The sequence below is a fragment of the Thermotomaculum hydrothermale genome (assembly GCF_016592575.1).
GTDB lineage: Bacteria > Acidobacteriota > Holophagae > Thermotomaculales > Thermotomaculaceae > Thermotomaculum > Thermotomaculum hydrothermale.
The window spans coordinates 1,177,152-1,203,000 of the sequence record NZ_AP017470.1 but is presented as its reverse complement, the minus strand read 5'-3'; the positions used below and the strand labels follow the sequence as shown (position 1 = coordinate 1,203,000).

The window sequence follows — 25,849 nt, the reverse complement described above, 5'->3', positions numbered from 1 at the left end:
TTATTCTATATTTTGAACCTGTTCCCTTATCTTTTCAATTTCTGTTTTAAGTTCAATTACCAGTTTTGATATATTTTTGTCTTTACCCTTTGAACCTATTGTATTTGATTCTCTCATCATCTCCTGAAGTATAAAGTCAAGTTTTTTGCCTATTGCTTTTTCTTTTTCTTCCATAGTTTCCCTGAAAACTGATACATGGCTTTTAAGCCTTGTTAATTCCTCGCTAATGTCAAGTTTGTCGGCAAGTATTCCTGCTTCAATCATTATTCTGTTTTCGTCACCCTCTTTTACAAGGCCTCCAATCAATTTTCTGTATTTTTCAAGCTGTTTTTCAAAAAAGCCGTCTCTCTGTTTCTCAATCTCTTCAAGCAGAATTTCAATCCTGTTTAGCCTTTCTTTAAAGTCTTTTTTAAGAAATTCCCCTTCCTTTTCCCTTGATTTATTAAAAGTATCAAGTATTGAATCAAGGGTTTCAAGAATTGCTTGTTTAATTTTCTCTTTTAATTCATCGGTTAATTGGTTTTCAAAAAAGCCATTGTTTTGAGATAAAAATACATTTAAAGGCACATTAAAATCAAAAGAGGGGAATTCTTTCTGAATTTTTTCTATCTGCTCTAAAATGGGCTTTACCTTTTCTTCGTTAACAATTACAGGGTATTTAGATGTGTCAAATTCAATTGTTATAAAAATGCTTACCCTTCCCCTTTTAACCTTTGTTTTGACAATTGAAATTATATCGTTTTCAAATGATTGAAAGTTATCATCAATTTTTACATTTGCATCAAGGTATTTACTATTAATGCTCTTTATTACAATATTTACTGTAAAACCATCAAATTCTCTTTTTGCTTCTGCAAATCCTGTCATACTTCTCATACTAAAACTCCCAATTGTCCGCTATTGCGGTTACTTTGTTTAATCTTTCAGTTATTATTTCAAGGTTTTCTTTCACACTTATATTTTTATCTGCAAAGAAAGGTTTGTCATACACATAGACAAAATCAGAGCAGGGAAGGGGGATTATAAAGTTATCCCAGGAGTTTGCCACAATCTTTTTTGATGCATTGTATGCAAAGCAAACTATCGGTTTCCCTGTTGCAAGGGCTATTCTTGCAACCCCGTCTTTAGCTACATATTTTGGTCCTAATGGGCCGTCGGGGGTAACTGCCACAACATAGCCTTTGTCTTCCATTTTTAAGTGCTCAATAGCACTTTGATAGGCATTTTTACCATACCTTGATGAAGAGCCTCTTGCATATGCTTTAACCCCTAATTTTCCTACCGTTCTTGCAATAAATTCTCCGTCTTTAGACTTTGATATTATTGGAACATATTTATGGATATATTCAGGGACTCCAAATGATGCCATAAATATTCTGTTGTGCCAGAATGCATAAATAAAACCCTGATTTTTTTGGTACATGTCAATTACAGGCTCAACATTTATCATTGTTCTTGACAAAGCGGTATAATGGCAGATTTTCATATAAGTGGATACAATTGTTGGAACTAACTTTAAGGCTAAATCACTCATTTTTTGCGCCAAATTGAATATTGTAAAGCCTTTTGTAAACTCCGTTTTTTTTCAACAATTCTTCATGGGTACCAACTTCAACAATTTTTCCCTTGCTTATAACATAAATTCTGTCAGCGTTTCTTATTGTTGAAAGCCTGTGCGCTATAACAAATGTTGTTCTATTTTTCATTAAATTTTCAAGGGCTTTTTGAACAAGCACTTCAGATTCAGTATCAAGTGCGCTTGTTGCCTCATCAAGTATAAGTATTGGCGGGTTTTTCAATAATGCCCTTGCAATTGCGAGCCTCTGCCTCTGTCCCCCTGAAATGAATAACCCGCTTTCTCCAATGTTGGTATCATATCCTTTTTTCATTTTTTTTATAAAATCGTGTGCATAGGCAAGTTTAGCAGCGTATTCAACTTTTTCTAATGGGATATCACTTCTTCCATAAGCAATGTTGTTAAATACAGTATCGTCAAAGAGTATTGTTTCCTGAGTTACAATGCCTATGTTGTTTCTTAAATCTTTCAAATCAAATTCCCTTATGTCAATACCGTTTATTGTAATCTGGCCATCTGTGCAATCGTAGAATCTGGGAATTAGATTTACAAGGGTTGTTTTACCGTCTCCACTTGAACCAACAACAGCGATAGTTTCTCCCCTTTTTGCTTTAAGGTTTATATTGTCCAGCACTTTTTTCTTTCCATCGTAAGAAAATGATACATTTTTGAATTCAATCTCTTTAATCTCTTCGGGAAATTTAACAGGTTTGGTTGGAGATTTAATCTTATTTTTTTCATCCATTAATGAAAAAACTCTTTTTAAAGCACTCATTGCTTGTTGCATTTCATTATTTACCCTGTTTAGCCTTCTGATAGGGGAGTATAAGAGCAATACATTCATTACATATGTCATAAATGTACCTGTTGTCATTTCCCCTGATTTAATTTTCATATTCCCGTACACAATAACAATACTTAAACTTATTGCACCTACTAATTCCATTATTGGGGAAGACATAACGGTTGCAGCCACAAGTTTTACATTTGCTTTAAAAAATTCGTAATTTTTGTTAACAAATTTCTTTATTTCAAAGTTTTCCATTGCAAATGCTTTTACAATTCTACTGCCAGATATAGTCTCTTTTAAGATATTCATCATTTCAGCCATTTTCATCTGGCTTAATGTGGTTGCTTTTCTTATTGCTTTTGAAATGAGGATAACAGGCACAACAATTAGTGGGAAGATTACCATTAAAAGAAAGGAGAGTTTGTAGTCAATATAGAATATTGCAGCCACAATTAAGATTAGAAAAAGGGTTTCTTTAAATAAATCACCTATTTTGCTTGTAACAGCGTTCTGGATTATATAAACATCGTTTGTTATTCTGGATATAAGTGTGCCTGAGTGGTATTTATCAAAGAACGAAACAGATTGATTGATTATTGAGGAATACAAATCGTTCCTTAAATCCCTTATCACCTTGTGCCCTGTAACACCTAAAAGAAAGTACCCCCAGAATGTTGTAATTCCTTTTAAAATGTATAAGATAAGGATTAAAATAACAATTACGGCAACATCCCCGCTTGATGCGTTTTTTAAATTAAGTTTTTTTCCAAATCCCTTTTTTTCAAGATATTTTTTTACCTTATTCTTAAAGTCTGTTACAAATTGAAGCCTGTCTTTTTTATATGTTTTAGTCTTTTCTATTTTTGAAATTGATGTTTTTTCCTTTAATGGGCCGTCCATTATTAGTTTTGCAACTGCTGTGTTTACTTCCCATAAAACTGCAACGAAAAAGAGAATGATAAACGATAATATCAATGAACCCCAGTAAGGCTTAAAGTATCTCAAAAATCTCTTTACTACAGGCATCAGTCCATAATTTCCTTTGTAATGTTTTCTAATATTTTATCTTTGTGAAGCATTGTACCTAATTTATCCAACTTTTTCTTTAATGCCTCACTAAATTCAGGATTATACAACACTTTTTCTGTATAATCCATTATATTTTCTGGGGTTAAAGTGAAATTAATTAGTTCTTTAAAAACTTCTTCTTCAAGAATAATGTTTGGAATTGTAATAAAATCACTTCTTACAACGCATAATCCAAAAAAGTATGTAAGGTTGGAGAGTTTGTAGAGTGCAGCCATAGGGGTTTTTAAAAGCCCGCATTCAAGGGATACTGTTCCTGAACTGCCTATTGCAATATCTGAATACTTTATTGCCTCATACTTATCTTGAGGTTGAATTTCGTAAAGTTGAGTGCTGGTTTCTTTTGTAAATTCCGCTTTAAACAGATTAATAACTTCTCTTTCAAGTGAGGGGGATGGAAGAAATAGAAAATCAATATCGTTGTGTTTTTGTAAAATTAATGTTGCAAAGTCTGTCATATGTGGAGTTAGTGAAATAACCTCTTTTTTTCTGCTTCCTGGAAGCAAAAGCACTCTTTTTTTATCTGATTCAAGGGAGTATTTTTTTTCAAATTCGTTTTCAGAAGACTTTACCTCTATCATTTCTGTTAGAGGGTGTCCATAGTATCTGGCGTTTTCGTACAGTGGTTTTTCAAATGGAAATAAAACAATCACCCTGTCAAAGAGGTTTGAGATAAACTTTGCCCTGTATAGCCTCCATGCCCATACCTGTGGGGGTATAAAATAGACAAGCTTTCCCACATACTTTTTTACTTTTTTTGCAAGGCGAATATTGAAATCAGGGAAATCTATGCATATTAGAATGTCAGGCTTTAATTCTTTTATTTTTTCTACTAAAAGGTTAAATGCTTTTTTTAAGTGCGAGTAATGTTCAATAACCTCCGTTAAGCCGACAACAGAGAGTGCTTTGTAATCAAGAACAACATTTGCCCCAGATTTTTTTAATAAATTCCCACCTAAAGCATATACTTCATAGCCTTGTTTTTTAAAAAATGGGACAAGTTTTGCGGCGTATTGCTCTGCTGACAATTCACCGCAAAGAATAAATATTTTTTTATTCAAATTTGTCTCCGTCTTTCAAATAGCCTCCGTTTACAGCAGATTTACCATCCATAGGTTTTTTTGATTCAGGCTGAACAACCATAAGTTTTAAAAGGTGTTTGTCTCCGCATACCATAAATGGAATCCCGTTTTTTATAACAATTGTCCCCGGCTCTTTTTCAGAAGTCATCTCTGATGGAAATGTTTTTAAAATCTTCATGGTTTTTCCGTTTATCTTTCCGAAAACTGAGGGCCACGGGTAAAATCCCCTAACTCTGTTGTGTATATCTATTGCAGGCAAATTGGGGTCAAGTTTTCCATCACTTTTTTTTATTATAGGAGCATAACTTGCGTGTTCTTCTATTTGGGGGATAGGAGTTATTTTTCCTTCAACATAGTCAAATAATGTGGTTTCAAGAAGTTTTAACCCCTTTTCTGTAAGCCTTTGAAATAAGTCTTCTGCGTTGTCGTTAGGGTCAATCTTTTCGCTTAAACATCCAATTATGGGACCTGTATCAAGACCTTTGTCCATTTTCATCAAGCAAACATCGGTAATAACCTCACCGTTTACAATTGCCCAGTTAACAGGTGCCGCACCTCTGTATTTTGGTAATGCTGAAAAGTGAATGTTTAAACATCCATATTTGGGAAGGTTTAGTATATTTTCTGGAATAATTTTCCCATAAGCGACAACAAGAATTAAGTCTGGGTTAATTTTTTTAAGTTTTGATAATAATTCTTCGTTTTTCTTTATTTTTTCTGGCTGAATTACTTCTACATTAAGTTTTTCAGCCTCAACCTTTACTGGAGGGGGAGTTAAAACCCTCTTTCTTCCTTTAGGTTTGTCAGGCTGGGTTATAACAAGCTTTACATCGGTTAATTCATTCAGTTTTTTTAAAAAAGGTACTGCAATTTCAGGAGTGCCCATAAAAACAGTTTTTAATAACCCCATCTTCCTTCCTTCATAAGTTTTTTAATCTTTTTCATTACAAGCTGTCTTTTTACCGGTGCAAATTTAAATATAAACAATTCTCCGTTTAAATGGTCAATTTCATGGCAGAGTGCCCTTGCAAGAAGACCTTCCCCTTCAATTATTTTTTCATTCCCGTCTAAATCAGTGTACTTTACCTTAACCTTTTCAGGCCTTTCAACAAAACCAAAAATTCCAGGAAAGCTTAAACAACCCTCTTCTTCCTTTTGCAAACCCTCTTTTTCAATAATCTCTGGATTTATCAGGACAAGCCTTTCTTCGGGATTTTCTCCTGCACTTAAATCTATTATTGCAAGTTGAAGGCTTTTGCCTACCTGAGGGGCAGCAAGTCCTATTCCAGGTGCTGCAACCATTGTTTCATACATATCTTCAACTAATTTTTTTATTTCTTCGTTTATCTCTTTAATCTTTTCCCCCTTTTTTTCTAAAACAGGGTCACCGTAAACAACGATAGGGAGCTTCATTTATTTTCATCCTCCTCTTCTTCAATCATCTTTTTCATTTCTTCTTTATGTTTTTCAATTGTTTCTAAAACCTTGCTTTTAATTTCAATTGTTTTTTTCTTTACCCCCTGAGTAACTAAAAATGCTGAAATTTTCGGATGGGTTGCATAATCTTTTATTGTCCAGTCTGTTACATCAACATAAATTTCCTGAAAAGTAGGAGGATTTTTCTCCATAAAGTAAAAAGACATCCCTTTTCTTATTACCGTATATTTATAAGCAGTAAACAGAAAGGTAAAAACAATTAATAATAGAATGATATTCAAAACCTTTTTCATAATCACCTCCGCTATATAATTATAGTAGATTTAGATTAATTAGGAAAATTTTAAATTTTTACTTTTTTTTCATGATTGACGGAGTTGTTTAGCATATTATAATTACTTTAAGTTCAGGAGGTGTAATATGAAAAGCTTAAAAGGGACTAAAACTTTAGAGAATTTATTAAAAAGTTTTGCCGGTGAATCTCAAGCAAGAAACAGGTACGATATGTACGCAAAAATAGCCGGTAAAGAAGGTTATAAGCAGATTGAGGCTTTATTCCTTGAGACTGCAGATAATGAAAGGGTGCATGCAAAGACTTTTTACAAACACATTGTTGAGAATTTAGGGTTAAATGAGCCACTGGGGATTGAGATTCAGGCAGAATACCCTGTTCAGTTAGGCAATACTCTTGAAAACCTTAAAGCTGCTGCCATGGGAGAGCATGAAGAATTTGTTGAGCTTTATCCGACATTTGCAAAGATTGCGCAGGAAGAAGGTTTTCCTGAAATAGCCGCATCCTGGAATGCTATTGCAAAGGTTGAGATGTGGCATGAGAAGAGGTTTTTAAAGCTTGCAAAGAATATTGAGGATGGCACTGTTTTTGTAAAAGATGGCAAAGTTTACTGGAAGTGCAGAAAGTGCGGTTATGTCCATGAAGGGATTGAGGCACCTAAGCAATGTCCCGCCTGCAAGCATCCACAGGGGTACTTTGAACTTTTAGCTGAAAATTATTGATAACGCAACCTATTGATATTGCAAGCGGGGATTTTCCCCGCTTTTTTTGTTTTTTTAAAAAATTTACTTGACTGCTTTATAGTTATGGCTATAATTTATAGGGTAAACTATAAAGGGGGTCGTTAATGAGGATAAAACTTGCTTTGCTATTATTAGTTTTTGGTGTTATTTATAGTACTAATGTCTCAGCCTTTAATTTGTTTGATAATTTTTCTTTAAACGGAGGAACAGTTATTTATTTTCAGGGGGCAAATCCATCTATTACCTCTCAATTGCCTTCTCCTCAAAAAGGATTTGGTGAAGTTTTAGACCTTGCATTAAATTACGAGGGGAAATATTTTAACTTTTATTCAAGGTTTCACAATGGAAATGGGCAGGGGGCTGATAAGCTTTTTGCTGATTACCTTTTTGCTAATTTAAACACCCTTGCAGACGACAACACAGACGATAACTATGACTTAAAATTGCTTGAGGCATATTTAAGTTTTAATTTTTTTAACGACAATTTAAACATAATTTTAGGTAAAACAGAGCCCTTTCTCTTTATTGACCAGAATGAGTTTGCAAACGATGAAATAACCCAGTTTATAGGAAAGCCTTTTGTCAACAATATTTTCTTTGATGTGGAGGACAGGTATTCTCCAATTTTAGGTTTTGCATACACTTCCGGAAGTTTTGAGTTTTCTGGGTTTTTGCAGTCAATTGAAAACCACAAAGTCTTTTTTGATGGAAAAGAATGGGTTATGGAAGAGACAGGGGTGCACCATTATGATGAGAATTTAGCAAGCGGTTTTCAGGTAAATTATAAAGCTGACTTCCATGGATTAAAGGGGAATTATAGATTCTTTATATACAATAACACTGTTCCCCATTTCAGATGTTATGATGATTTATCAGACCCAGATAGAAAACCTTCACTTATCAGGGCAAGTGGTTTTGGATTATCTTTTGACCAGTATGTAAGTGAGAAGATAGGTGTTTTCTTCAGGTATGGTAAATCCTATCACAATGTGCACCATTACGACAATTTCTATTCATTTGGATTTTCTATTGATTGTTTAATGTTTGAAAATGATTCAATATTGATTGGTTTTTCAAAAATAAATGGAAATGAAAAGGGTTTCAAAGATGAAAATCACTTTGAAATGCAGTATAGGTTTTTTTTGAATGAAAATATGCTTGCTGCATTTGACTATCAGTATGTTGAAAATTTGATTGATTTTCCAAAAGCTGATTTGACTGCAATAACGGTGAGGCTTACTTTAAGTTTTTAGGGGGCTTTTGTTCCCTCCCTTTTTACATAACAGCTTTTTCTTTTAATTCTTTTATTTTTTCCCTTATTTTTGCAGCTTCTTCAAATTTCAAATCTTTAGCAAGTTTTTTCATCTCTTTTTCAAGTTTTTTAATATGCTCTAATAAAGCCTCTCTTGAGTAATCCTCAATTTTGCTTTCCTCTTCAAGTTTTACTGTAAAGTAATCCCTCTCAAATATTGAAGAGAGTATATTTTCGTAAGATTTAACAATTGTTTTTGGTGTTATACCGTGTTTTTTGTTGTACTCAATCTGTTTTTTTCTCCTTCTTTCACTCTCTTTAATTGTGTTTTCAATAGCCTTTGTCATTCTATCTGCATAAAAGATTGCTGTGCCGTTTACATTTCTTGCAGCCCTTCCTGAAACCTGAATAAGGGAAGTTTCACTTCTCAAAAATCCCTCTTTGTCTGCATCAAGCACTGCAACCAATGAAACCTCCGGCAAATCAAGTCCTTCCCTCAATAGGTTTACTCCAACAAGCACATCAAATTCTCCCTTTCGTAAATTTTTGAGAATTTCAACCCTTTCAAGGGTATCTATGTCTGAATGAAGGTATTTAGCTTTTATTCCTGCTTCAATTAAATACTCGCTTAAATTTTCAGCCATTTTTTTTGTTAAGGTTGCAACAAGCACCCTCTCATTTTTTTCAACCCTTTTTCTTATTTCTTCAAGCAGGTCATCAACCTGATTTTTTGCAGGTTTTACAATAATTTTAGGGTCAATTAACCCTGTTGGCCTTATTATCTGCTCAGCTGTAATTCCCCCTGTTTTTTCTATTTCATACTTTCCAGGCGTAGCAGAGACAAATAGAATCTGGTTAATCTTTTCTTCAAACTCTTCAAACCTTAATGGCCTGTTGTCAAGGGCTGAAGGTAACCTGAAGCCAAACTCAACCAGGGTTTCCTTTCTGCTTCTGTCCCCCCTGTACATTCCCCCTATCTGGGGAATCGTTATGTGGCTTTCGTCAACAATAACAAGAAAATCGTCTGGGAAGTAGTCTAAAAGTGTAAAGGGTGGTTCTCCCTCATTCCTTCCCTCAAGGTGTCTTGAATAGTTTTCAATTCCCTTGCATATCCCTGTTTCTAATAACATTTCAATGTCGTAATTTGTTCTCTGGGCAAGTCGTTGTGCTTCAAGAAGTCTTCCCTTTTTTTCAAAAAAATCAAGCCTTTCCTTTAACTCTTCCTTAATCCTCTCTATTGCAAGCATTAGCCTATCTTTGCTTGTTACATAGTGAGAGGATGGATAAATTTCCACTGAATCCAGTTTTTTAATTGTTTTTCCTGTAAGAGGGTCAAATAATTTAATTGACTCAATCTCATCGTCAAACATTTCAATCCTTATCCCCTCATCCTGGTATGAGGGGAAAACCTCAATTGTATCTCCCCTTACCCTGAAAGTGCCTGCCTCTGATTCAAACATACTTCTTACATACTGGATTTGTGCAAGTTCCATTAAAAGCCTTCCTCTGTTTTTAATTTCTCCTTGAGCTATTGAAATAGCCATATTTTTGTATTCCCTTGGGGAGCCTAAACCGTATATGCAGGAAACAGATGCAATAACAATTACATCTCTTCTTGTTAAAAGGCTTTTTGTGGCTGATAGCCTTAATTTTTCAATCTCTTCATTTATTGAAGAGTCTTTTTCAATGTACAAATCGCTTTCAGGCACATATGCTTCTGGCTGGTAATAATCATAGTAAGAAACAAAGTATTCAACAGCGTTTTCAGGGAAAAATGTTTTAAACTCATTGTAAAGCTGGGCTGCAAGTGTTTTATTGTGGGCAATTATCAGGGTTGGTTTTTGCCATTTGCTTATTATGTTTGCCATTGTGAAGGTTTTTCCAGAGCCTGTAACTCCAAGAAGAGTCTGATACCTGTTCCCTTTCTCAAGGCTTTTTAGTATTTTTTCTATTGCCTCTGGCTGGTCTCCAGTTGGTTTGTAATCGGAAACAAGTTTAAATCTATTCATTTTTTTTTGAAAGGCTCAATTGTTTCAAGGTATTTTTTCATTTTAACAGGGTAATTTGTAATAATTCCGTTAATTCCCTGATTGTAAAAGTATAAAACATCTTTTACATCGTCAACAGAGTAGCAGTAAACCTGTTTTCCATTTTCAATAAGTTTTTTTATCTCTTTTTCAGAGAAGAATTCGTGTTCAAAAACAACTCCGTCAACCTTGTGTCTTGTAATATAGCTATGTAAATCAAAAAAATCTCCGCTAATAAGAAAGAGGCAGGGAATATCTGGAAATATTTTTTTTAGTTTCTTTACCGTATGGTGATGAAAGGATGAAAGTATAAATCTCCCTGGATTATTTTTTAATTCAGGGAAATCTGTTAGTTTTTCAGCAACAGCACTCTCTTTTAATTCAAGGTTAAAGTTTAATTGGGGGAAAGAATTTAAGGCATCTTTCAGTTTCGGCAAAAGCCTGAAATTTTTTGGTTTGTTCGCAATGTGGTTTTCATATTTTTTATCGTGGTGGAGAACAACTTCTCCATCTTCGTTAAGCCTTAAATCAATTTCAGCCCACTGTATCCCATTTTTCAAGATATATTCAAAGCCTTCAAGGGAGTTTTCTGGCATTTCCCCCTTTGCCCCCCTGTGGCCTATAATTCTGAATTTTTCGTTCATTTTTCTTAGTCTAATTCAAATGGCGAATTATCTGTAAGAATGTTATCCTTTTCAAGCGCCTCTTCCATATTCTCCTGAGCAATATCGCTTGTTGACTGAATTCCCTGAATTTTAAGTTTAAATTCATCAGGATTTGATGCTCTTCTCATTGCTTCGTCAAGGGTAATTAAACCCTGTTTGTAAAGGAAGTAAAGAGACTGGTCAAATGTTTGCATACCGTACTGAGAGGTGCCTCTCTCAATTGCATCGTGTATAAGCTTTGTTTTTTCTTTATCTTCTATAAGGGTTCTAATGTACGGGGTAACCCTCATAACCTCAACAGCTGGTACCCTGCCTTTTCCATCAGCCCTTGGCACAAGTCGCATTGAGATAACAGCTTTTAAAACCTGAGCAAGCTGAAGCCTTATCTGTTTTTGCTGGTGAGGTGGAAAAACTGAAATAATACGGTTAATTGTTTCAGTTGCGTCTAATGTATGCAAAGTTGAAAGAACAAGGTGGCCTGTTTCTGCTGCCGTTAGGGCTGTTTCTATTGTTTCATAGTCTCTCATCTCACCGACAAGTATTACATCAGGGTCCTGACGGAGTGCCCCCCTTAAAGCATTGGCAAAGTCTCTTGTGTCTACACCTATTTCTCTTTGGTTAATAATAGATTTTTTATCCCTGTGCAAAAACTCAATCGGGTCTTCAATTGTAATAATATGCTCTGTTCGTGTTGAATTTATAAAATCAATCATTGCAGCAAGGGTTGTTGATTTTCCTGAACCTGTTGTTCCTGTGCAGAGAACCAATCCTCTCTGTTCTTCGCATATTTTTTCAATAACTTTTGGAAGGAGAAGTTCCTTTATTGTTCTTATCTTCACAGGAATTACCCTTAAAACAAGGCCTACCGTTCCCCTTTGCTGAAATATGTTGCATCTAAACCTTCCAAGCCCTGGAACAGAATAAGCAATGTCTATTTCAAGATTTTCTTTAAACTTCTGCTTTTGCCTTGCGTTCATAAGAGAGAATGCCATTGCTATTGTATCTTCCTGCATTAGTTTTTTTAGTTCAGTTAAGGGGGTAAGCTTACCGTTAATCCTTAAAACAGGGTATGAGCCTACTTTTAAGTGAAGGTCGGATGCCCCTCTTTGTGTTGCAATCTTTAGCAAATCGTTAATGTGCATAAGTCCTCCAAATATTTGATTATCTATAAATAAGTTAACATAATTTCAAAAATGATTAAATACCAAATTTTTTCATATTGTAAGATGAAATGGCTTGAAATAAATTAATCAGAAATTCTAACATAGTTAAAATTTTAATCAATAGTATATTTTATTTTTTAGGTAATGATTTATGCAAAGATTAGATTTTTTAAATAGGTTATGCAATATCTTGAAAAATAAGAATTTTTTAAAGGCATGGCATTGGCTCTTGTATTAAAAAACATAATAATTAGCCTTTGTAAAAAAGTTAAAAAAAGTGTTGACTTAAAATAGGCTGATTTTACAATTGCCATGCCTGAAAAAGGCTTAACAAAATTAAGAGGAGGAAGGTTAGATGAAAATTTTAAAGTCAATGAGGTTTAAATTTAGTATTTTAGTTTTGCTATTGATTAGCAGCGTTGTTTTTGCAAAGCCACCTGTTATTAAATCTTTCAAGGCAACAGGGTGGAAGGATTTAACCCTATGACTGTTAAATTTACAGTAGATGCTTATGACCCGGAGGGGGATGCACTTTTTTACACTTTTCATATCTTTAATGAAAATGGTGAACAATATGACATAATTTCAGAATCAAATATTTTTTATTACACTTTTTACGCAGATGGAAATTATACCGTGAAAGTGAGCGTATCAGGGTCTCATAACGAAACCACTTTAAGCAAGGCTTTATCCGTTAAAGTTTTACCTTCAAATACACCTATTAAAATCTCAGTATTAACATCAAGGCAGCTTGCGGGCATTTTGAATGAAGATTTTGGGAAGGTTAGCGCAAAAACGGTTTTTTACAATGACAAAGACTACAATGTAACAATTAACATAAAAGGATACAATAACGGAGAGCCTGTTATTGATAAGAATGAAACAATTTTACCCAACCAGACATTTGTAATTACCGAACACTACCTTGTTGTGCCTACCACAGATGTTATTGTTTATTCTTCTGCACATATTAAGGTTTCTGCATCGATTTTTACACCGGAAGGCATTGCAAGGGCATGGTACAAATATGACAACACAATTCAAATGTATGTCCCTTATATTGAAGAAAACACAGGTTTTAGAGATAGTTATGTTTACATTTCAAACCCTTATGTTAAACCTGTAGCTTACACTTTTAATGAAACAATCAATGAACTTCCTGAAGATTACACAATTATTTTAAATGCAGGAAGTTATGTTTCTCCTCTTATGGATAGCAGCAAGTGCTGGGGATTGGTGAGAGACGAGATTATCCAGACATTTAATAATCTTGTTGAAGAAAAAACTCTAAACGGGCTTGGCATTTCGGTTGATTTTGATAAAAAGCCTGCAATGTACGAATTGAAACAGGATGGAAGCACAAGGTTGTATCTTCCTTTTATACCGCATATTGATTGCTATAACGACCTTGTACTTTTGAATACTGGAGACAGAGAGTCTGATGTTGTTATCAGGTTTTTCGATAATCACGGCATTAAAACAGGAGAATACACTGTTAATATTCCTGACCAGCAGAGGGTTAAAATTTACCTTGAAAAGGTGTTGTATGACCTTGATATTAATGCTGACTATGCTGTTATTGATTCAATACAGCCTATAATTGGTGTTAATGAAGTAAAACTTCTTTACGGTGGAGAGTACGCTTTCACTCTTCCTTCATATGGGGAGATAGGTGGTTATTCTTCAGTTGTATTAAGTGATGATTATTATTGGACTGCATTTTCATTGGTAAACACTACAGACCAGGAGATTTCCATTACCTTTGCCCTTTATACTGCAAGCGGAAATTTTAAGGTAAATAAATTTATTACTGTTCCCAAGAGGGGAATGCTTGCTTCATATATAAAGGATATTTTCAATGATGTTGAAATTCAAAACGGCGATTCGGTTGTTATTATTTCAACAAAGCCAATATCGGGTTTAACCTTGCAGGGAAATTACTCTCTGACAAGGGTAAGCGCCCTCCCGATATTTTAAGGCGGCTTTTTGCCGCCTTTTCCCCTTTTTGAAAAATTCCTTTATAATAAAAAGGAAATTAATTTCAAAAAGGGGGTTTTTTATGAGTTTTCCTAAAATGTTTCATAGATTCAGGCCTCATCCATGGCATGGACTTGAGGCTGGTAAAGACGCACCAAGAATTGTAAATGCCTATATAGAAATAACGCCTTTTGATTCAGTTAAGTATGAACTTGACAAAGAAACAGGGTACATAAGGGTTGATAGGCCACAGAGAACTTCTTCCCAGCCTCCAGCACTTTATGGATTAATACCAAGAACATACTGCGGGAGAAGGGTTGCAGAGCTTTCCCCCACCGTGAAAAAGGCAGACGGAGACCCTCTTGATATATGCGTAATAAGCGAAAGGCCAATAACAAGGGGAGAGATAATTTTAAGGGCAAAGGTAATTGGGGGAATTCAAATGGTTGACCATGGAGAGGCTGACGATAAGATAATAGCTGTTTTAGAAAAAGATAATATCTGGGGAAATGCTGAGAGTATAAAAGATATTCCCGATATAATGGTTGACAGGTTAAGGCATTACTTTGCAACATATAAGATTTTACCGGGAGAAAATTCAGCCGCTGTAAGTGTTGAATTTGTCTATGATTTTGATCATGCTGAAAAAGTTATAAAAGCCGCTATGGAAGATTACATAGAGATGTATGGAGAATAATTTATAAAATAAAAAAATCACCCCTAAAATTGATTTAAATCAAAACTTTATTTTAAAGTAAAGATTAAAATATCGGTGTAAGAATTTATATTGGAGGATTTTATGAGCGGTGTAAATGGTAGCGAAAAACTTACGGAATTATTTGACAAGTATCCTGATTTAAAGGGCTTTTTTATAAACAATGGTTTTAAAGAGGTTGATGATACTAACTTTTTAAAAACAACTGGAAAGTTTCTAAAACTTTCTTCTTTTTTAAAACTAAAAAAGAGGGATGAAAAGGATTTTATTAAAGCAATAAACGATTATTTAAATAAAGACCAGGTTGAAGATATAACTTTAAAGGAATCTTTAAAAGAAGGTGATTTTTCAGTCGAGGGGCTTCTTCCATGCCCTGTAAGAATTCCCCTTCTTGAAGGGTTAAACAGGGTAATTGAGCAAAGTAAAAATAAAGGGCTGACAGTTTCCACCAAACTTGAAGCTGCAAGCACGGGAGCAAAATGGCTTGAAGAAAGGTTTAGAGATGTAAAAAGCGCAGATGATTTGCCTGACCTTTTTATTTCAGCTGGCTTTGATGTTTTCTTTTCAAATAAAGGTATAGGTGGCATTATAAAGGAAAGCGGTGAGTTTATTGATATTTCATGGGATAAGTACAATAAATCATTTAAAGACTATCAATTGAAAGACCCTTCAAAAATATACTCCCTCATAGGTTTTGTTCCAGCGGTTTTTCTTGTAAACCTTGAGATTTTAGGAGACCTTCCTGTCCCTGAATCCTGGGAAGACTTGCTTGAGGGGGATTACGACCAGATGGTTTCCCTTCCTGTTGAAGATTTTGATTTGTTTAACGCATTGGTGCTTGGAATATACAAGCTTTACGGTGAAGGGGGTGTAGCAAAACTTGGGAGATTGCTTATAAAGGCAATGCATCCCTCTCAGATGGTTAAATCTGTGCAAAGGACAAAGGCTCATGTTAGGCCAGCAGTAACTATTATGCCTTACTTTTTCTCAAGAATGATGCAGGGTTCAAAAAAGGTTAAGGTTGTTTGGCCTAAAGACGGCTCAATAGTTTCTCCAATCTTTGTTGTTGCAAAAAAGAAGCTTGTTAAAGAGTTAAAAGAGGTTGCAGATTACTTTGTGTCAAAGGAAGTGGGGGAAATACTTGCCCATAAAGGATTATTCCCTTCAACCCATCCGGAAGTTGAAAACATACTTCCTGATTATGCGCCTATTAACTGGATAGGGTGGGATTTTGTATACGGAAATGACATTCAGGGGTTAATTGACAATTTATTTACTGTTTTTAACCAAAATGCAAAGGAGATATCATAATGAAACTTATAACTGTTTCTGGACCACCTTCTTCAGGTAAAACTGCAGTAATCATGAAGGTGATAGAGTCTTTAAAGGCTCAAAATAAAAAGGTTGGTGTGGTTAAGTTTGACTGTTTGTTAACCGATGACGATTTGTTGTTCAAAAAGCAGGGGATTCCTGTTTTAAAGGGGTTATCCGGTGCTCTTTGTCCTGACCATTACTTTGTTTCAAACATAGAGAAGTGCTTTAACTGGGGAAAGGAAGAAAAACTTGATATCCTCATTTCTGAAAGTGCAGGGCTTTGCAACAGGTGTTCACCTCATATTAAAGATATTACTGCTGTTTGTGTAATAGACAATTTAAGTGGCTTAAATACCCCAAAAAAGATTGGCCCTATGCTTAAATCTGCTGATATTGTGGTAATAACCAAGGGAGACATTGTTTCCCAGGCTGAAAGGGAGGTTTTTGCGGCAAAGGTAAGGCAGGTTAATCCAACTGCAAAGATTTTACATGTAAACGGATTGACAGGGCAGGGTGCCTACGAACTTACACTTCTTTTAAACCAGAGCCAGGATGTTGAAACCCTTGAAGGAAAAAGCTTAAGGTTTTCTATGCCTTCTGCTTTATGCTCCTATTGTCTTGGAGAGACAAGAATAGGGGAAAAGTATCAGGTTGGAAATGTAAGAAAAATGGATGTGTGAGGTAAATATGAATGTTGTCGAAATGAAATTAAGAGATATTTTTGAAAAACAACCTGTCGCAAAAGACTTTTTTGACTCTATAGGGATTGAAATTACAGATGATAACCTAACACTAAATCAATACATAGAAAATGTTGATGAAGAAAAGCTTGAGGATTTGGGGCTTTCAAAAGAGTTTATTATTGAGAATTTTAAGGAATTTTTAAACAACTTGCAGGATATTGAGTCAAACGAATTACAACAGGTAAAGTCTATAACCATTATTGGAGGATACAACAAATTAGGCGAAAAAGAGGATATTGAAATTGAAATAAAAGCCGGGGAGATTGTATCAATTGTTGGCCCAACAGGTTCAGGGAAGAGCAGGTTGCTTGCAGATATTGAGTGGATGGCGCAGGGAGATACCCCAACTAAAAGGCATATCCTATTAAACGGTGAGGTGCCTGACAGAGATTTGAGGTTTTCTTCAGAGTTTAAGCTTGTTGCCCAATTGTCTCAAAATATGAATTTTGTTATTGATTTAAGCGTAAGAGAGTTTTTAATTCTTCATGCTGAAAGCAGATATGTACAGAACAAGGAAGAGATTGTTGAAAAAGTTATTGAAAAGGCAAATCACCTTGCTGGAGAAAGTTTTACTGGTGACACCCCTTTAACCTCTTTAAGCGGAGGGCAGTCAAGGGCTTTAATGATTGCAGATACGGCTATTTTAAGTAAATCTCCAATAATACTTATAGATGAGATTGAGAATGCGGGAATAGACAGAAAAAAGGCTTTAGATTTGCTTGTGGAAGAGCAGAAGATTGTTTTAATGGCAACCCATGACCCTATTCTTGCATTAATGGGGGATAAAAGGTTTGTTATAAGCCATGGGGGAATTGTTAAAATCCTTGAGACAACAAAAGAGGAAAGAGAATTGCTGAAAAAATTGGAAGAGTTAGATAAAACCCTTCTTGAATATAGAAACAGGTTAAGATTAGGGGAAAGATTATCTTAAAATTTATTTTAATTTTTTTAAGGAGGCTTTATTATGCACGATGGATGCATGGGAAGTTTTGAAAATGGTAAACAGGTTGTTATGAAATTGAGAATGATGGGATTTTCAAATCAGTTTATGCCAATGCCATTTGAAATCACCTGTGAGAAGTGTAATCATACATTTTTAATGGAGACATTTGAAACAAAGTGCCCCGAGTGTGGAATGGTTTATGGGGTTACCCCCTGCCATGCATTTGACCCTTCAAATGTAATGGCTGCAGGCGACGATATTTAAAAGACAAAGATTTTTTAATAGATTTTAATCTAAAAAAAGTGGGAATATATATTTGAAGGTTAAGTTTGCATTTTCTCCGTAATTTGTGTAAATTATAGATACGGAGAAAGCAGTGATAGAAAAATTAAAAGAAAATGAAATTACATTTAAAAAGATTATTTTCCAGTGTATGGAAAAAAATGAAACTACAAGGGCATTGTTGTATGTAATGGATGAGGGTAGTGGAGAGTTTGTCCTCATTGCATATTACGGTTATTTGAAATTAAATCCTAATTTAAAGGTATATGACTTTTCCCATCCGATTGTGGAATTGGTGAGACAAAAAAGAACTCCATTCTTTATAAATGACATTTCGACCGAGCCAATTGTAGAGGATTACTATAGAGATCATGCTATTTATAATGTTCAAATCACTCCAATTTACCATAAAGATAAAATCTACGGTTTTCTTGAGGAGAGAAACAGAGCGGCTAAGCAGCAATACGATGAGAAAACATTGGAAAACTCAAAGAAAATAGTTGAGGAAATTAATGAAACTCTTTTATTTTTTGATAAAAAAGAAGAAAAACCAGTAGAGAAAAAGAAACAAACAGATAGAAAAGAAGAGTATTTAAAAACTATAAAAGAGATTATAATTCGTTTCTCCTCTTTTAAAAAGTATATACCTGTAATTAGTGATTTTTTTGTTTCTTCAGCAGAGGTTTTTGCCTCTGCTGTGAATTACGACATAGCATTTTTGTCAATTGGAATAGGAAACAACAGTATAAACCTTGTTTACAGCAAAGCTCCTATAAGCATTAGAGGCAAAAAAGCCTTAATGAGTTCGTTAAAGGATTTATTTCCTTACGATTATTCAAAGGGAGAGAGTTATTCCCAATTTTTTTATGGAAAATTAAGAGGTGATGAGATAAGGGATGTTCCTAAAACCTTTTATACAGTGAAAATTGCAGATAAAAGAACTTTAAGGGTGCATCTTTGTTTGTTGAGAAACTCAAGTGTATATTTTGATGCAGAAGAACTTGTTCACATAAGCAATTACAACAAAATGCTTACCTCTTATTTTGAAAGGCTTTTCAGGGATTACAGGTGCAATGAAACATTTATAGGGCTTATTTTAAACCTTCTTGAACTTTCAAAAAAGAAGTCTGAGGTTTTTGAAAGACACTCTTTAAATACTGCAAAATATGCAAGACTAATTGCTGAAAAAGTAAGTGATGATATGGATTTTATAGATTCAGTTACAATAGCAGCATTGCTTCACGATATTGGTATTCTTCTTATTGATTCAAACCTATATGAAAAATTATATTTAACTGAAGAGGATGTTGAGAAAATAAGGCAACATACCCTTGTTTGTATGAAATTTTTAAGTAAAATAAGAATGCCTGAGGAAGTGAAGGATATGATAAAGTACCATCATGAGAGGTATGATGGTTTTGGGTATCCTGAAGGCTTAAAGGGAGAGGAAATTCCTTTAGGAGCAAGGGTTATAGCAGTTGCTGAAGCGTTTGAAACAATGACAGGGGAAGATAGTTATAAAGAAACCCTCTCCTTAAAGGAGGCAATAGAAGAGTTGAGAAAGAATGCAGGAGACCAATTTGACCCTGAACTTGTTGTTGCTCTTGAGTCAGTAGTTAAAGAAAGGATGAATAAGGAGAATGGTAAAGATTCTGGCAAAAAATAAAAAAGCCTATCATAATTACTTTATTGAGGAAAAAATTGAGGCTGGTATTGTTTTAACAGGGACTGAAGTAAAGTCATGTAGGGAAGGTAAAATTAGTTTTAAAGATTCTTACTGCGATTTTGATAACGGAGAATTGTATATTAAAGGGCTATATATTGCTCCATATAAACACGCATCTCCAACCTTTAACCATGACCCTGAAAGGGACAGGAAATTACTTCTCCACAAAAACGAGTTAAGAAGGTTAATAGGCAAAATTAAAGAAAAGGGGTACACAATTATTCCCCTTGCTTTTTATCTTAAAGGAAAGGTTATCAAGGTTGAAATTGCTCTTGCAAGGGGTAAAAAGCTTTACGATAAAAGGGAGACTGAGAGAAAGAGGGATTTAGAGAGAATGGTAAGAAGTGAGTTAAAGAAAGGGCTCTTCAAATAGATAAATGATTCAATATATTGAAAAAGACAGAATTGTTATAAATGAAAAATTTAGAATAAGAAGTGAGTTAAATAATTCAATTGCAAAATCTGTACGAGAATTCGGGATTGTCTCTCCTGTAATTCTTTTAAATGATTTTACGCTGATTGATGGTTTTTCAAGGTTAAATTTTTCAAAAGAGGATAAAATCCCGGCAATTATTGAAGAAGACAGTAAGAAAGCCTTTTTAAAATCAGTTGAATTGAATATGCTTGTAAATCCTTATTCTGAGTTTGAAAAGGCAAGGGTTATTAAATTTGCAGTTGAGTATTTTAATTTTTCAGAAGAGTTTATAGTTAAAAAACTCAATCCTGTTTTAAAATTTGCAAAAAAGGTTTCGGTTGTTTACGATTGTTTTAAAATTTTTGATTTAGATAAAGAGTTATTCTCATTGCTTGAAAGCAAAAAATCTCCTATATCATTTGCCCTTTCCCTTTCAAGAGAAGATAAAGAAAACCAGGTTTTTCTTGCAAAAGTCTTTAAAGAAAAAAGGTTATCATTTTCAAGAATGCAAATTGCATACGATTTAATGTTTTACATAAGAAAGAGGGATAGTATTGATTTTAAAGAAATTGCTAAAAAATGCAAAGAAGAGGATTTTGTTTTGTGCCTTGAAAGGATTCGCTCTCCAAAATACTCTGAATTTAAAGATGAATTAAATGAAATTTTATCAAAATACAAAGGCTATCTTAACTTTCCAAAGGATATGGAGGCAGGCTTTTTTTCCTTTTCTTAAAAATTTCTGAGCAGGCAGATATTGACAATGGAAAAGAAATACTTGAAAAAATAAAAAACGATAAAAAATTATGGGAATTTTTAAAAAAGGCAAAGGGTAATGATTAAAAGGATTTTTATAACAGAAGAGGCGAAAAAATATCCCTATTCCTTTGAAATATGCGAAAAAGCAGAGATTGAGCCTGAAATAATACCTGACGAAGAGTATTACAGGGAAAAAATTGAGGCTTTTTTAAAGGATGACATAAAAGAGGGAAAGTCTCATCTTGTTTTAACCGTTTTCAAAGGTGATTTTTTTAGAAAGTGCCCCGGCACAAGGGGGAAAATATGCTGCAATTACTATGTAATTGACCAGACAACAAATTGCCCTTTTGACTGCTCATACTGTTTTTTGCAGAGTTATCTTAACTTCAGGGCTATAAGGTTTGCTGTAAATGTTGAAGACTTATTTTCAGAGCTTGACGGAATTTTAAAAGATGGAAGGTTTATAAGAATTGGCACTGGAGAGTTGTCGGATAGCCTTGCATTAGAACCTATAACAGGTTTTGCAAACAAATTGATTGATTTTTTTGAAAGCTATCCAAATGCAATGCTTGAATTAAAGACAAAAAGCAATAATGTTTACTCTCTTCCTGATTTAAAGGAAAGAAAGGCAAAGGTTGTAATAGGCTGGACAATTGCCCCTCAAAAAATAATTGATAATGAGGAAAAGCTTGTTGCATCCTTAAAAGAGAGACTTGATTCAAGCAGGCATTCTGCTCACAAAGGCTATCTTGTTTCATTTCACTTAGACCCGATAATCTTTTATCCAGATGCGCAAAGTTTGTATATTGAAATGCTTGAGGATGTCTTCAAAATACACAAAAAACTTGCCTGGCTTTCAATGGCAGGCTTCAGGTATGAGCCTGATTTAAAGTGGTATGTTGAAAACAGGTTTGAAAAATCTCGTTTGCTTGACGGTGAGTTTGTTAAGTGCAGCGATGGGAAATACAGGTATTTATTTCCTGAAAGGATAAAGTTTTACAGAAGATTGATTGATTTTGTCTCCAAAAAATCCCCTGATACACCTATTTATTTCTGCATGGAAGATAAAAATGTCTGGGAATTGGTTTTTCCCCAAAATTACCTTTCAAAAGAAAAGATGAAAATCCTATTTTAAACTTTTTTTATCCCGTATTTTTGCATTTTGCTTCTTAATGTTGTTCTTGGGATTTTCAAAAATTCCGCTGTTTTTGAAATATTCCAGTTGAATTTTTCAAGGCTATTTAAGATTATCTCCCTTTCTCTTTTGCTAATATATTCGTCAAGGGGGATTTTTCCGTCAAAAATAGCACTGTTTTCATCTGTTTTTTCAAAGTAATTATATGGAAACTCAGGGAAAGCGCATATTCTCTGGACAAAGTTTTCCAATTCCCTTATGTTTCCCGGCCAATTGTATGCCATTAAAACATCTATATGTTTTTCTATGATTTTTTCTGTAGTTTCATTTCCATTGTATTTGTTTATAAAATGCTTGATAAGTAAGGGGATGTCCTCTTTTCTCTCCCTTAGAGGGGGTAATTTCAGGTTAACAACATTTAATCTATAAAACAAATCTTCCCTGAATTTCCCTTTTTTAACAAGTTCCCCAAGGGGTTTTTTTGTTGCACTTATAATTCTAATGTCAATTTTTACCGGGAATTCAGAGCCAACAGGGAAAATTTCCCTCTCCTGAATTACCCTTAAAATCTTTACCTGAACATTTTTAGGCATATCATCAATATCATCAATAAACAGAGTACCCCCGCTTGCTATTTCAAAAAACCCCTTTTTGTCCGATACGGCGCCTGTAAATGCCCCCTTTTTGTAACCAAATAACTCTGATTCAAAAAGTGAATCTGGAATTGCAGAGCAGTTTATTCCGACGAAGGGTTTGTCTTTCCTTTCGCTAAAATTATGAATTGTCCTTGCAAGCACTTCCTTACCTGTTCCGCTTTCTCCTTCAATTAGCACAGTTGCGTCAGTTTCAGCAACGATTTTTGCCTGGTTAAGTAATTTTTTAATTTTATCAGATTCTCCAACAAAGTCGGGAGTTTTCAAACTTTGAGCCTCTCTTTTTAACTTTTCATTTTCTTCTTTTATTTTAAGATACTCCTCAATCTGCTTTACTTTGTTCATTAATTCTTCAAGTGGGTATGGTTTTATTAAATAATCGTAAGCTCCTAATTTTAAAGCTTTAACCGCTGTTTCCACAGTTGCATATCCAGTTATTACAATGACAAAGCATTCTTTATTCTTTTTTTTGGCAATTTCAAGCACCTTTATTCCGTCAAATCCAGGTAGTTTTAAATCTGTAATTACCAGGTGGTAATTGTTTTCCTGAATTTTGTGCCCTCCTTCATTCCCGTTTTCAGCCACATCTACGGTGTAACCGTTTTTTGTTAAAGCATTTTTCAGGGCAATTCTATTTATTTTATCGTCTTCCACAATTAAAATTCTCAATTCTTGTCCCCTTTCTTAAATATTAAAGTTACTTTTGTGTACTTATCTTTTTCACTTTCAATTTTTATGTCACCTTTGAGTGTTTTCATAATTCCTAAAGCAACATACAATCCAAGGCCAGTACCTTCTCCTACAGGCTTTGTTGTGAAAAATGGGTCAAATATTTGAGTTAAATATTCTTTTTCTATTCCTCTACCATTGTCTTTAATTTCAAGAATGATTTTTTCATTTTCTTCTTTTGTTAATAATGTAATCTTTTTGTTTTCTCTTGTCTTTAGGGCATCAATAGAGTTTTGAAGTACATTCATTATAACTTCCTGTATTAAAACTTTGTTCCCTGAAACAATATATTCTTTTTCGTCAATTTTCTTGTTTATTTCAATGCTTTCTTTGTTTAGGTGATAGTCAATTAAGGAAAGTACTGAATCCAGGCATTCTTTTAACAAAACTTTTGTTGTATCTTTTTGAGAGCTCCTTGCAAACTCAAGCAATTTTTTTACAATTTCGCTGATATAATCCACTCCTTCGTTGATTAAATCAATATATTCTTTGTTTGTTTCTCTGTCTTCAGGGTTTTCTTTAATAAGGGTGATACAATGTTTAATTCCATTTAAGGGATTGTTAATTTCATGAGCTACTCCAGAAGCAAGCCTTCCTATACTTGCTAATTTTTCAGCCTGAAGTATTTTTCTTTCAGCAATTTTAACATTTTCCTTTGCTTTGCCAATCTTATTTTGAAGTTCATTTAGCTTTCTGGATATTAATCCTGTTTCGTCTTTAAATTCAGGGAATTTCACAAACCTGTCTTTTTCCACATCAATATCCTCAAGCAAATTGGAAAGTGTAATTATAGAGCGGGTAAATTTTTCAGTTACAATGTAAATGATTAAGATTACGAAAAGCAGGATAAATAATGTTGAGATGTAAAACATTTTTGAGACAAATTTTACCTCGTTTGCAAGGTAAGAGGCATTCATTCCTATGTGAAGTATTCCTAATTCCTTTTCCCCTGATTTTATTGGATAATAACATTCCCCTATCCACCCATAAGAATGGTTTTTATAGATTCTTACTGAAATATCTTTAATGTTTTTGCTTAATTCTTTTGCTTCATTTAATTTGATTTTAGGTATTTTTTCGCTTGAGATTAAAACTTTACCTGAAGGAGAATAAACAGCAATAAAGAGTGCATCTTTTTCGTCTTTCAAAAAAGCTAATATTTCCCCTGCAAGAATATCCTCACTTTTTTCAAGTTTGTTCTGTTTAAGTATCAGTTTATTTTTCACATCAACAGCAAATGCCCTTGCAGTTGATTTTATAGCGTTAACATAGTTTCTTACAATGAGTTTTTTCCAGATAAAACCAAAGTATATAAAGATTAAAAAAAGGAAAAAGGTTAGGGTAAATCCAAGGAAGACAAAAAGTTTTGTTTTTATGCTTGAAAGTATATTACTTCTCATAAACAATCCCGTTTTTTTTCAAATAGTTTTCAAACTTTAAATACAGTGATTTTTCAGGAATAGTAAATCCATAATAGAATTCTTTGTCTATCAACCTGTTGCTGTTTTTAATTCCTTTAAATTTAAGCAATTTTTTTCTTACCTCTTTTATTATTTGTTTATCTGTTGAAGAAAGGGCAACGAGGGGGGGAGAGGGAATAGGGGGAGAAAAATCAGCAAGCTTTATCCCCTTTTCCTTAAATTCTTCAGCAACATATTCTCTGACCACTCCTGCGGCACAAACGCCGTTTAATACCTGAAGCACAACAGTATGGTGGAAGTTGAATTTCTTGATTTTCACCTGAATACCGCATTTTTTTGTTTTTAATATTCCCCATTTAAAGGAGAATGAAGATTCTGAGGGTAGAGCCAATTTCTTACCGTTTAAATCACAAAAGTTATTTATTTGTGAATCATCTTTTGTTATAAGAACCACTCTTAAATATGGCTTACCTTCTTTGTTTACAGGGCACACTACGGGAATCAGGTTTAACTTTTTTCTGTTTGCAATAAAAACCATATCCCCTAAAAAAGCCAGGTCAATTTCTTTATTTTTCAGTTTTGAAACTGTTTCATGATAGTTTTTGCTGAGCACAAGTTCAAAATAGTAGTTTGTATTTTCGTTTAGATAATCTATTATAGGCTGGTATCCATCGTAGATAAGGGAAGGAGAATACCTTGAGACAACCCCAATTTTAATTATTTTTTTGCTGATTTTTGTTGTTGAGGGGGGGGTTGTTTTAAAACCTTCCATGTATGATATGTCGGTAAGAAAATTGTATGCAATAAATGATAGAAGAGAGATGGTTAATATGAAAATCAAAATTAAAAGACCAAAAAATTTTTTCATATATTTCCCCTTCTCAATCTTTTCATTTCTCATAAACAACTCCGCAAGAATTATGCCTG

At 34.0% G+C, this 25,849-nt stretch carries 26 protein-coding genes; 13 read left to right on the top strand and 13 right to left on the bottom strand.

The window, feature by feature from the left end; genetic code table 11:
- The 7 genes from TTHT_RS05525 to TTHT_RS05495 are packed head-to-tail and all read right to left on the bottom strand — an operon-like array spanning window position 1 to window position 6,264.
- A complete protein-coding gene (locus TTHT_RS05525; RefSeq protein WP_201326985.1) occupies window positions 1–876 on the bottom strand; it encodes a YicC/YloC family endoribonuclease in 876 nt (291 codons plus the stop codon).
- 1 nt (window position 877) lies between these two features.
- Window positions 878–1,534 carry a lysophospholipid acyltransferase family protein gene (locus TTHT_RS05520; protein ID WP_201326984.1) on the bottom strand — a complete coding sequence of 219 codons (657 nt, stop codon included), beginning with the start codon at window positions 1,532–1,534 and terminating at the stop codon, window positions 878–880.
- On the bottom strand, window positions 1,527–3,392 hold the full coding sequence (locus tag TTHT_RS05515) for an ABC transporter ATP-binding protein (protein ID WP_201326983.1): 1,866 nt from the start codon (window positions 3,390–3,392) through the stop codon (window positions 1,527–1,529). The genes TTHT_RS05520 and TTHT_RS05515 overlap by 8 nt, the downstream gene beginning before the upstream one ends.
- Entirely contained in the window at window positions 3,392–4,513 is a 1,122-nt protein-coding gene (gene lpxB, locus TTHT_RS05510) for a lipid-A-disaccharide synthase (protein ID WP_201326982.1), read from the bottom strand. The genes TTHT_RS05515 and lpxB overlap by 1 nt, the downstream gene beginning before the upstream one ends.
- Complete coding sequence (gene fmt, locus TTHT_RS05505) at window positions 4,506–5,444, bottom strand: methionyl-tRNA formyltransferase (protein ID WP_201326981.1); 939 nt, start codon at window positions 5,442–5,444, stop codon at window positions 4,506–4,508. Before fmt ends, lpxB begins: the two co-directional genes overlap by 8 nt.
- The gene (def, locus tag TTHT_RS05500; protein WP_201326980.1) at window positions 5,432–5,947 is read right to left on the bottom strand and encodes a peptide deformylase; all 516 of its coding nucleotides are present in this window, start codon (window positions 5,945–5,947) and stop codon (window positions 5,432–5,434) included. Before def ends, fmt begins: the two co-directional genes overlap by 13 nt.
- Window positions 5,944–6,264 carry a hypothetical protein gene (locus TTHT_RS05495; RefSeq protein WP_201326979.1) on the bottom strand — a complete coding sequence of 107 codons (321 nt, stop codon included), beginning with the start codon at window positions 6,262–6,264 and terminating at the stop codon, window positions 5,944–5,946. The genes def and TTHT_RS05495 overlap by 4 nt, the downstream gene beginning before the upstream one ends.
- Before the next feature lie 127 nt (window positions 6,265–6,391).
- Here TTHT_RS05495 and rbr point away from each other — a divergent pair, with 127 nt between their 5' ends.
- Together rbr and TTHT_RS05485 are read left to right on the top strand one after the other, a co-directional pair.
- Window positions 6,392–6,985 carry a rubrerythrin gene (gene rbr, locus TTHT_RS05490; protein ID WP_201326978.1) on the top strand — a complete coding sequence of 198 codons (594 nt, stop codon included), beginning with the start codon at window positions 6,392–6,394 and terminating at the stop codon, window positions 6,983–6,985.
- 125 nt (window positions 6,986–7,110) lie between these two features.
- Window positions 7,111–8,259 (top strand): hypothetical protein, encoded by a 1,149-nt coding sequence (locus TTHT_RS05485; protein WP_201326977.1) that lies wholly within the window; start codon window positions 7,111–7,113, stop codon window positions 8,257–8,259.
- A gap of 22 nt (window positions 8,260–8,281) precedes the next feature.
- Here the strand turns inward: TTHT_RS05485 and uvrB are convergent, their stop codons facing one another.
- The 3 genes from uvrB to TTHT_RS05470 are packed head-to-tail and all read right to left on the bottom strand — an operon-like array spanning window position 8,282 to window position 12,092.
- Window positions 8,282–10,267: an excinuclease ABC subunit UvrB gene (uvrB, locus tag TTHT_RS05480; RefSeq protein WP_201326976.1), complete on the bottom strand. Its 1,986-nt coding sequence runs from the start codon at window positions 10,265–10,267 to the stop codon at window positions 8,282–8,284.
- A complete protein-coding gene (locus TTHT_RS05475; RefSeq protein ID WP_201326975.1) occupies window positions 10,264–10,929 on the bottom strand; it encodes a glycerophosphodiester phosphodiesterase in 666 nt (221 codons plus the stop codon). The genes uvrB and TTHT_RS05475 overlap by 4 nt, the downstream gene beginning before the upstream one ends.
- Before the next feature lie 5 nt (window positions 10,930–10,934).
- Window positions 10,935–12,092, bottom strand: a complete 1,158-nt coding sequence (locus TTHT_RS05470) for a type IV pilus twitching motility protein PilT (protein WP_201326974.1) — start codon at window positions 12,090–12,092, stop codon at window positions 10,935–10,937.
- 376 nt (window positions 12,093–12,468) lie between these two features.
- On the opposite strand from TTHT_RS05470, the gene TTHT_RS10920 reads away from it, so the two are divergent.
- From TTHT_RS10920 to TTHT_RS05420, 11 genes are all read left to right on the top strand, one after another.
- On the top strand, window positions 12,469–12,600 hold the full coding sequence (locus tag TTHT_RS10920) for a hypothetical protein (protein WP_269089377.1): 132 nt from the start codon (window positions 12,469–12,471) through the stop codon (window positions 12,598–12,600).
- Window positions 12,597–14,090: a hypothetical protein gene (locus TTHT_RS05465; RefSeq protein WP_201326973.1), complete on the top strand. Its 1,494-nt coding sequence runs from the start codon at window positions 12,597–12,599 to the stop codon at window positions 14,088–14,090. Before TTHT_RS10920 ends, TTHT_RS05465 begins: the two co-directional genes overlap by 4 nt.
- 82 nt (window positions 14,091–14,172) lie before the next feature.
- A complete protein-coding gene (locus tag TTHT_RS05460) occupies window positions 14,173–14,787 on the top strand; it encodes an inorganic pyrophosphatase (protein WP_201326972.1) in 615 nt (204 codons plus the stop codon).
- 102 nt (window positions 14,788–14,889) lie between these two features.
- A complete protein-coding gene (locus TTHT_RS05455) occupies window positions 14,890–16,116 on the top strand; it encodes an ABC transporter substrate-binding protein (protein WP_201326971.1) in 1,227 nt (408 codons plus the stop codon).
- Window positions 16,116–16,799 (top strand): GTP-binding protein, encoded by a 684-nt coding sequence (locus TTHT_RS05450; protein ID WP_201326970.1) that lies wholly within the window; start codon window positions 16,116–16,118, stop codon window positions 16,797–16,799. The genes TTHT_RS05455 and TTHT_RS05450 overlap by 1 nt, the downstream gene beginning before the upstream one ends.
- Window positions 16,800–16,806: 7 nt before the next feature.
- Window positions 16,807–17,793 carry an ATP-binding cassette domain-containing protein gene (locus TTHT_RS05445; protein ID WP_201326969.1) on the top strand — a complete coding sequence of 329 codons (987 nt, stop codon included), beginning with the start codon at window positions 16,807–16,809 and terminating at the stop codon, window positions 17,791–17,793.
- Between the two features lie 33 nt (window positions 17,794–17,826).
- Entirely contained in the window at window positions 17,827–18,069 is a 243-nt protein-coding gene (locus TTHT_RS05440) for a hypothetical protein (RefSeq protein WP_201326968.1), read from the top strand.
- A 112-nt stretch (window positions 18,070–18,181) separates the two neighbouring features.
- Entirely contained in the window at window positions 18,182–19,753 is a 1,572-nt protein-coding gene (locus tag TTHT_RS05435; protein WP_201326967.1) for an HD domain-containing phosphohydrolase, read from the top strand.
- Window positions 19,728–20,186 carry an SsrA-binding protein SmpB gene (gene smpB, locus TTHT_RS05430; protein WP_201326966.1) on the top strand — a complete coding sequence of 153 codons (459 nt, stop codon included), beginning with the start codon at window positions 19,728–19,730 and terminating at the stop codon, window positions 20,184–20,186. The genes TTHT_RS05435 and smpB overlap by 26 nt, the downstream gene beginning before the upstream one ends.
- Window positions 20,187–20,190: 4 nt before the next feature.
- Window positions 20,191–20,961, top strand: a complete 771-nt coding sequence (locus TTHT_RS05425) for a ParB/RepB/Spo0J family partition protein (protein ID WP_201326965.1) — start codon at window positions 20,191–20,193, stop codon at window positions 20,959–20,961.
- A 99-nt stretch (window positions 20,962–21,060) separates the two neighbouring features.
- Window positions 21,061–22,119 (top strand): SPL family radical SAM protein, encoded by a 1,059-nt coding sequence (locus TTHT_RS05420; protein ID WP_201326964.1) that lies wholly within the window; start codon window positions 21,061–21,063, stop codon window positions 22,117–22,119.
- On the opposite strand, the gene TTHT_RS05415 is transcribed toward TTHT_RS05420, so the two are convergent.
- From TTHT_RS05415 to TTHT_RS05405, 3 genes are read right to left on the bottom strand one after another with little or no spacing between them, the layout of a single operon-like run.
- Entirely contained in the window at window positions 22,116–23,441 is a 1,326-nt protein-coding gene (locus TTHT_RS05415) for a sigma-54-dependent transcriptional regulator (RefSeq protein WP_201326963.1), read from the bottom strand. The genes TTHT_RS05420 and TTHT_RS05415 overlap by 4 nt on opposite strands.
- Window positions 23,438–24,901 (bottom strand): sensor histidine kinase, encoded by a 1,464-nt coding sequence (locus tag TTHT_RS05410; protein WP_201326962.1) that lies wholly within the window; start codon window positions 24,899–24,901, stop codon window positions 23,438–23,440. The genes TTHT_RS05415 and TTHT_RS05410 overlap by 4 nt, the downstream gene beginning before the upstream one ends.
- Window positions 24,891–25,823, bottom strand: coding sequence for a phosphate/phosphite/phosphonate ABC transporter substrate-binding protein (locus TTHT_RS05405; RefSeq protein ID WP_201326961.1), 933 nt, complete (start codon window positions 25,821–25,823; stop codon window positions 24,891–24,893). The genes TTHT_RS05410 and TTHT_RS05405 overlap by 11 nt, the downstream gene beginning before the upstream one ends.
- Between the last annotated feature and the right edge of the window lie 26 nt (window positions 25,824–25,849).

Bases quoted from the DNA above. Each gene is read 5' to 3' on its own strand.
- TTHT_RS05405 (WP_201326961.1), bottom strand. From the start codon at position 25,823: ATGAGAAATGAAAAGATTGAGAAGGGGAAATATATGAAAAAATTTTTT.
- TTHT_RS05515 (WP_201326983.1), bottom strand. From the start codon at position 3,392: ATGCCTGTAGTAAAGAGATTTTTGAGATACTTTAAGCCTTACTGGGGT.
- TTHT_RS05460 (WP_201326972.1), top strand. From the start codon at position 14,173: ATGAGTTTTCCTAAAATGTTTCATAGATTCAGGCCTCATCCATGGCAT.
- uvrB (WP_201326976.1), bottom strand. From the start codon at position 10,267: ATGAATAGATTTAAACTTGTTTCCGATTACAAACCAACTGGAGACCAG.
- smpB (WP_201326966.1), top strand. From the start codon at position 19,728: ATGGTAAAGATTCTGGCAAAAAATAAAAAAGCCTATCATAATTACTTT.
- rbr (WP_201326978.1), top strand. From the start codon at position 6,392: ATGAAAAGCTTAAAAGGGACTAAAACTTTAGAGAATTTATTAAAAAGT.
- TTHT_RS05410 (WP_201326962.1), bottom strand. From the start codon at position 24,901: ATGAGAAGTAATATACTTTCAAGCATAAAAACAAAACTTTTTGTCTTC.
- TTHT_RS05450 (WP_201326970.1), top strand. From the start codon at position 16,116: ATGAAACTTATAACTGTTTCTGGACCACCTTCTTCAGGTAAAACTGCA.
- def (WP_201326980.1), bottom strand. From the start codon at position 5,947: ATGAAGCTCCCTATCGTTGTTTACGGTGACCCTGTTTTAGAAAAAAAG.
- TTHT_RS05475 (WP_201326975.1), bottom strand. From the start codon at position 10,929: ATGAACGAAAAATTCAGAATTATAGGCCACAGGGGGGCAAAGGGGGAA.
- TTHT_RS05465 (WP_201326973.1), top strand. From the start codon at position 12,597: ATGACTGTTAAATTTACAGTAGATGCTTATGACCCGGAGGGGGATGCA.
- TTHT_RS10920 (WP_269089377.1), top strand. From the start codon at position 12,469: ATGAAAATTTTAAAGTCAATGAGGTTTAAATTTAGTATTTTAGTTTTG.
- TTHT_RS05495 (WP_201326979.1), bottom strand. From the start codon at position 6,264: ATGAAAAAGGTTTTGAATATCATTCTATTATTAATTGTTTTTACCTTT.
- TTHT_RS05440 (WP_201326968.1), top strand. From the start codon at position 17,827: ATGCACGATGGATGCATGGGAAGTTTTGAAAATGGTAAACAGGTTGTT.
- TTHT_RS05525 (WP_201326985.1), bottom strand. From the start codon at position 876: ATGAGAAGTATGACAGGATTTGCAGAAGCAAAAAGAGAATTTGATGGT.
- TTHT_RS05470 (WP_201326974.1), bottom strand. From the start codon at position 12,092: ATGCACATTAACGATTTGCTAAAGATTGCAACACAAAGAGGGGCATCC.
- TTHT_RS05455 (WP_201326971.1), top strand. From the start codon at position 14,890: ATGAGCGGTGTAAATGGTAGCGAAAAACTTACGGAATTATTTGACAAG.
- TTHT_RS05485 (WP_201326977.1), top strand. From the start codon at position 7,111: ATGAGGATAAAACTTGCTTTGCTATTATTAGTTTTTGGTGTTATTTAT.
- fmt (WP_201326981.1), bottom strand. From the start codon at position 5,444: ATGGGGTTATTAAAAACTGTTTTTATGGGCACTCCTGAAATTGCAGTA.
- TTHT_RS05425 (WP_201326965.1), top strand. From the start codon at position 20,191: ATGATTCAATATATTGAAAAAGACAGAATTGTTATAAATGAAAAATTT.
- TTHT_RS05420 (WP_201326964.1), top strand. From the start codon at position 21,061: ATGATTAAAAGGATTTTTATAACAGAAGAGGCGAAAAAATATCCCTAT.
- TTHT_RS05445 (WP_201326969.1), top strand. From the start codon at position 16,807: ATGAATGTTGTCGAAATGAAATTAAGAGATATTTTTGAAAAACAACCT.
- TTHT_RS05520 (WP_201326984.1), bottom strand. From the start codon at position 1,534: ATGAGTGATTTAGCCTTAAAGTTAGTTCCAACAATTGTATCCACTTAT.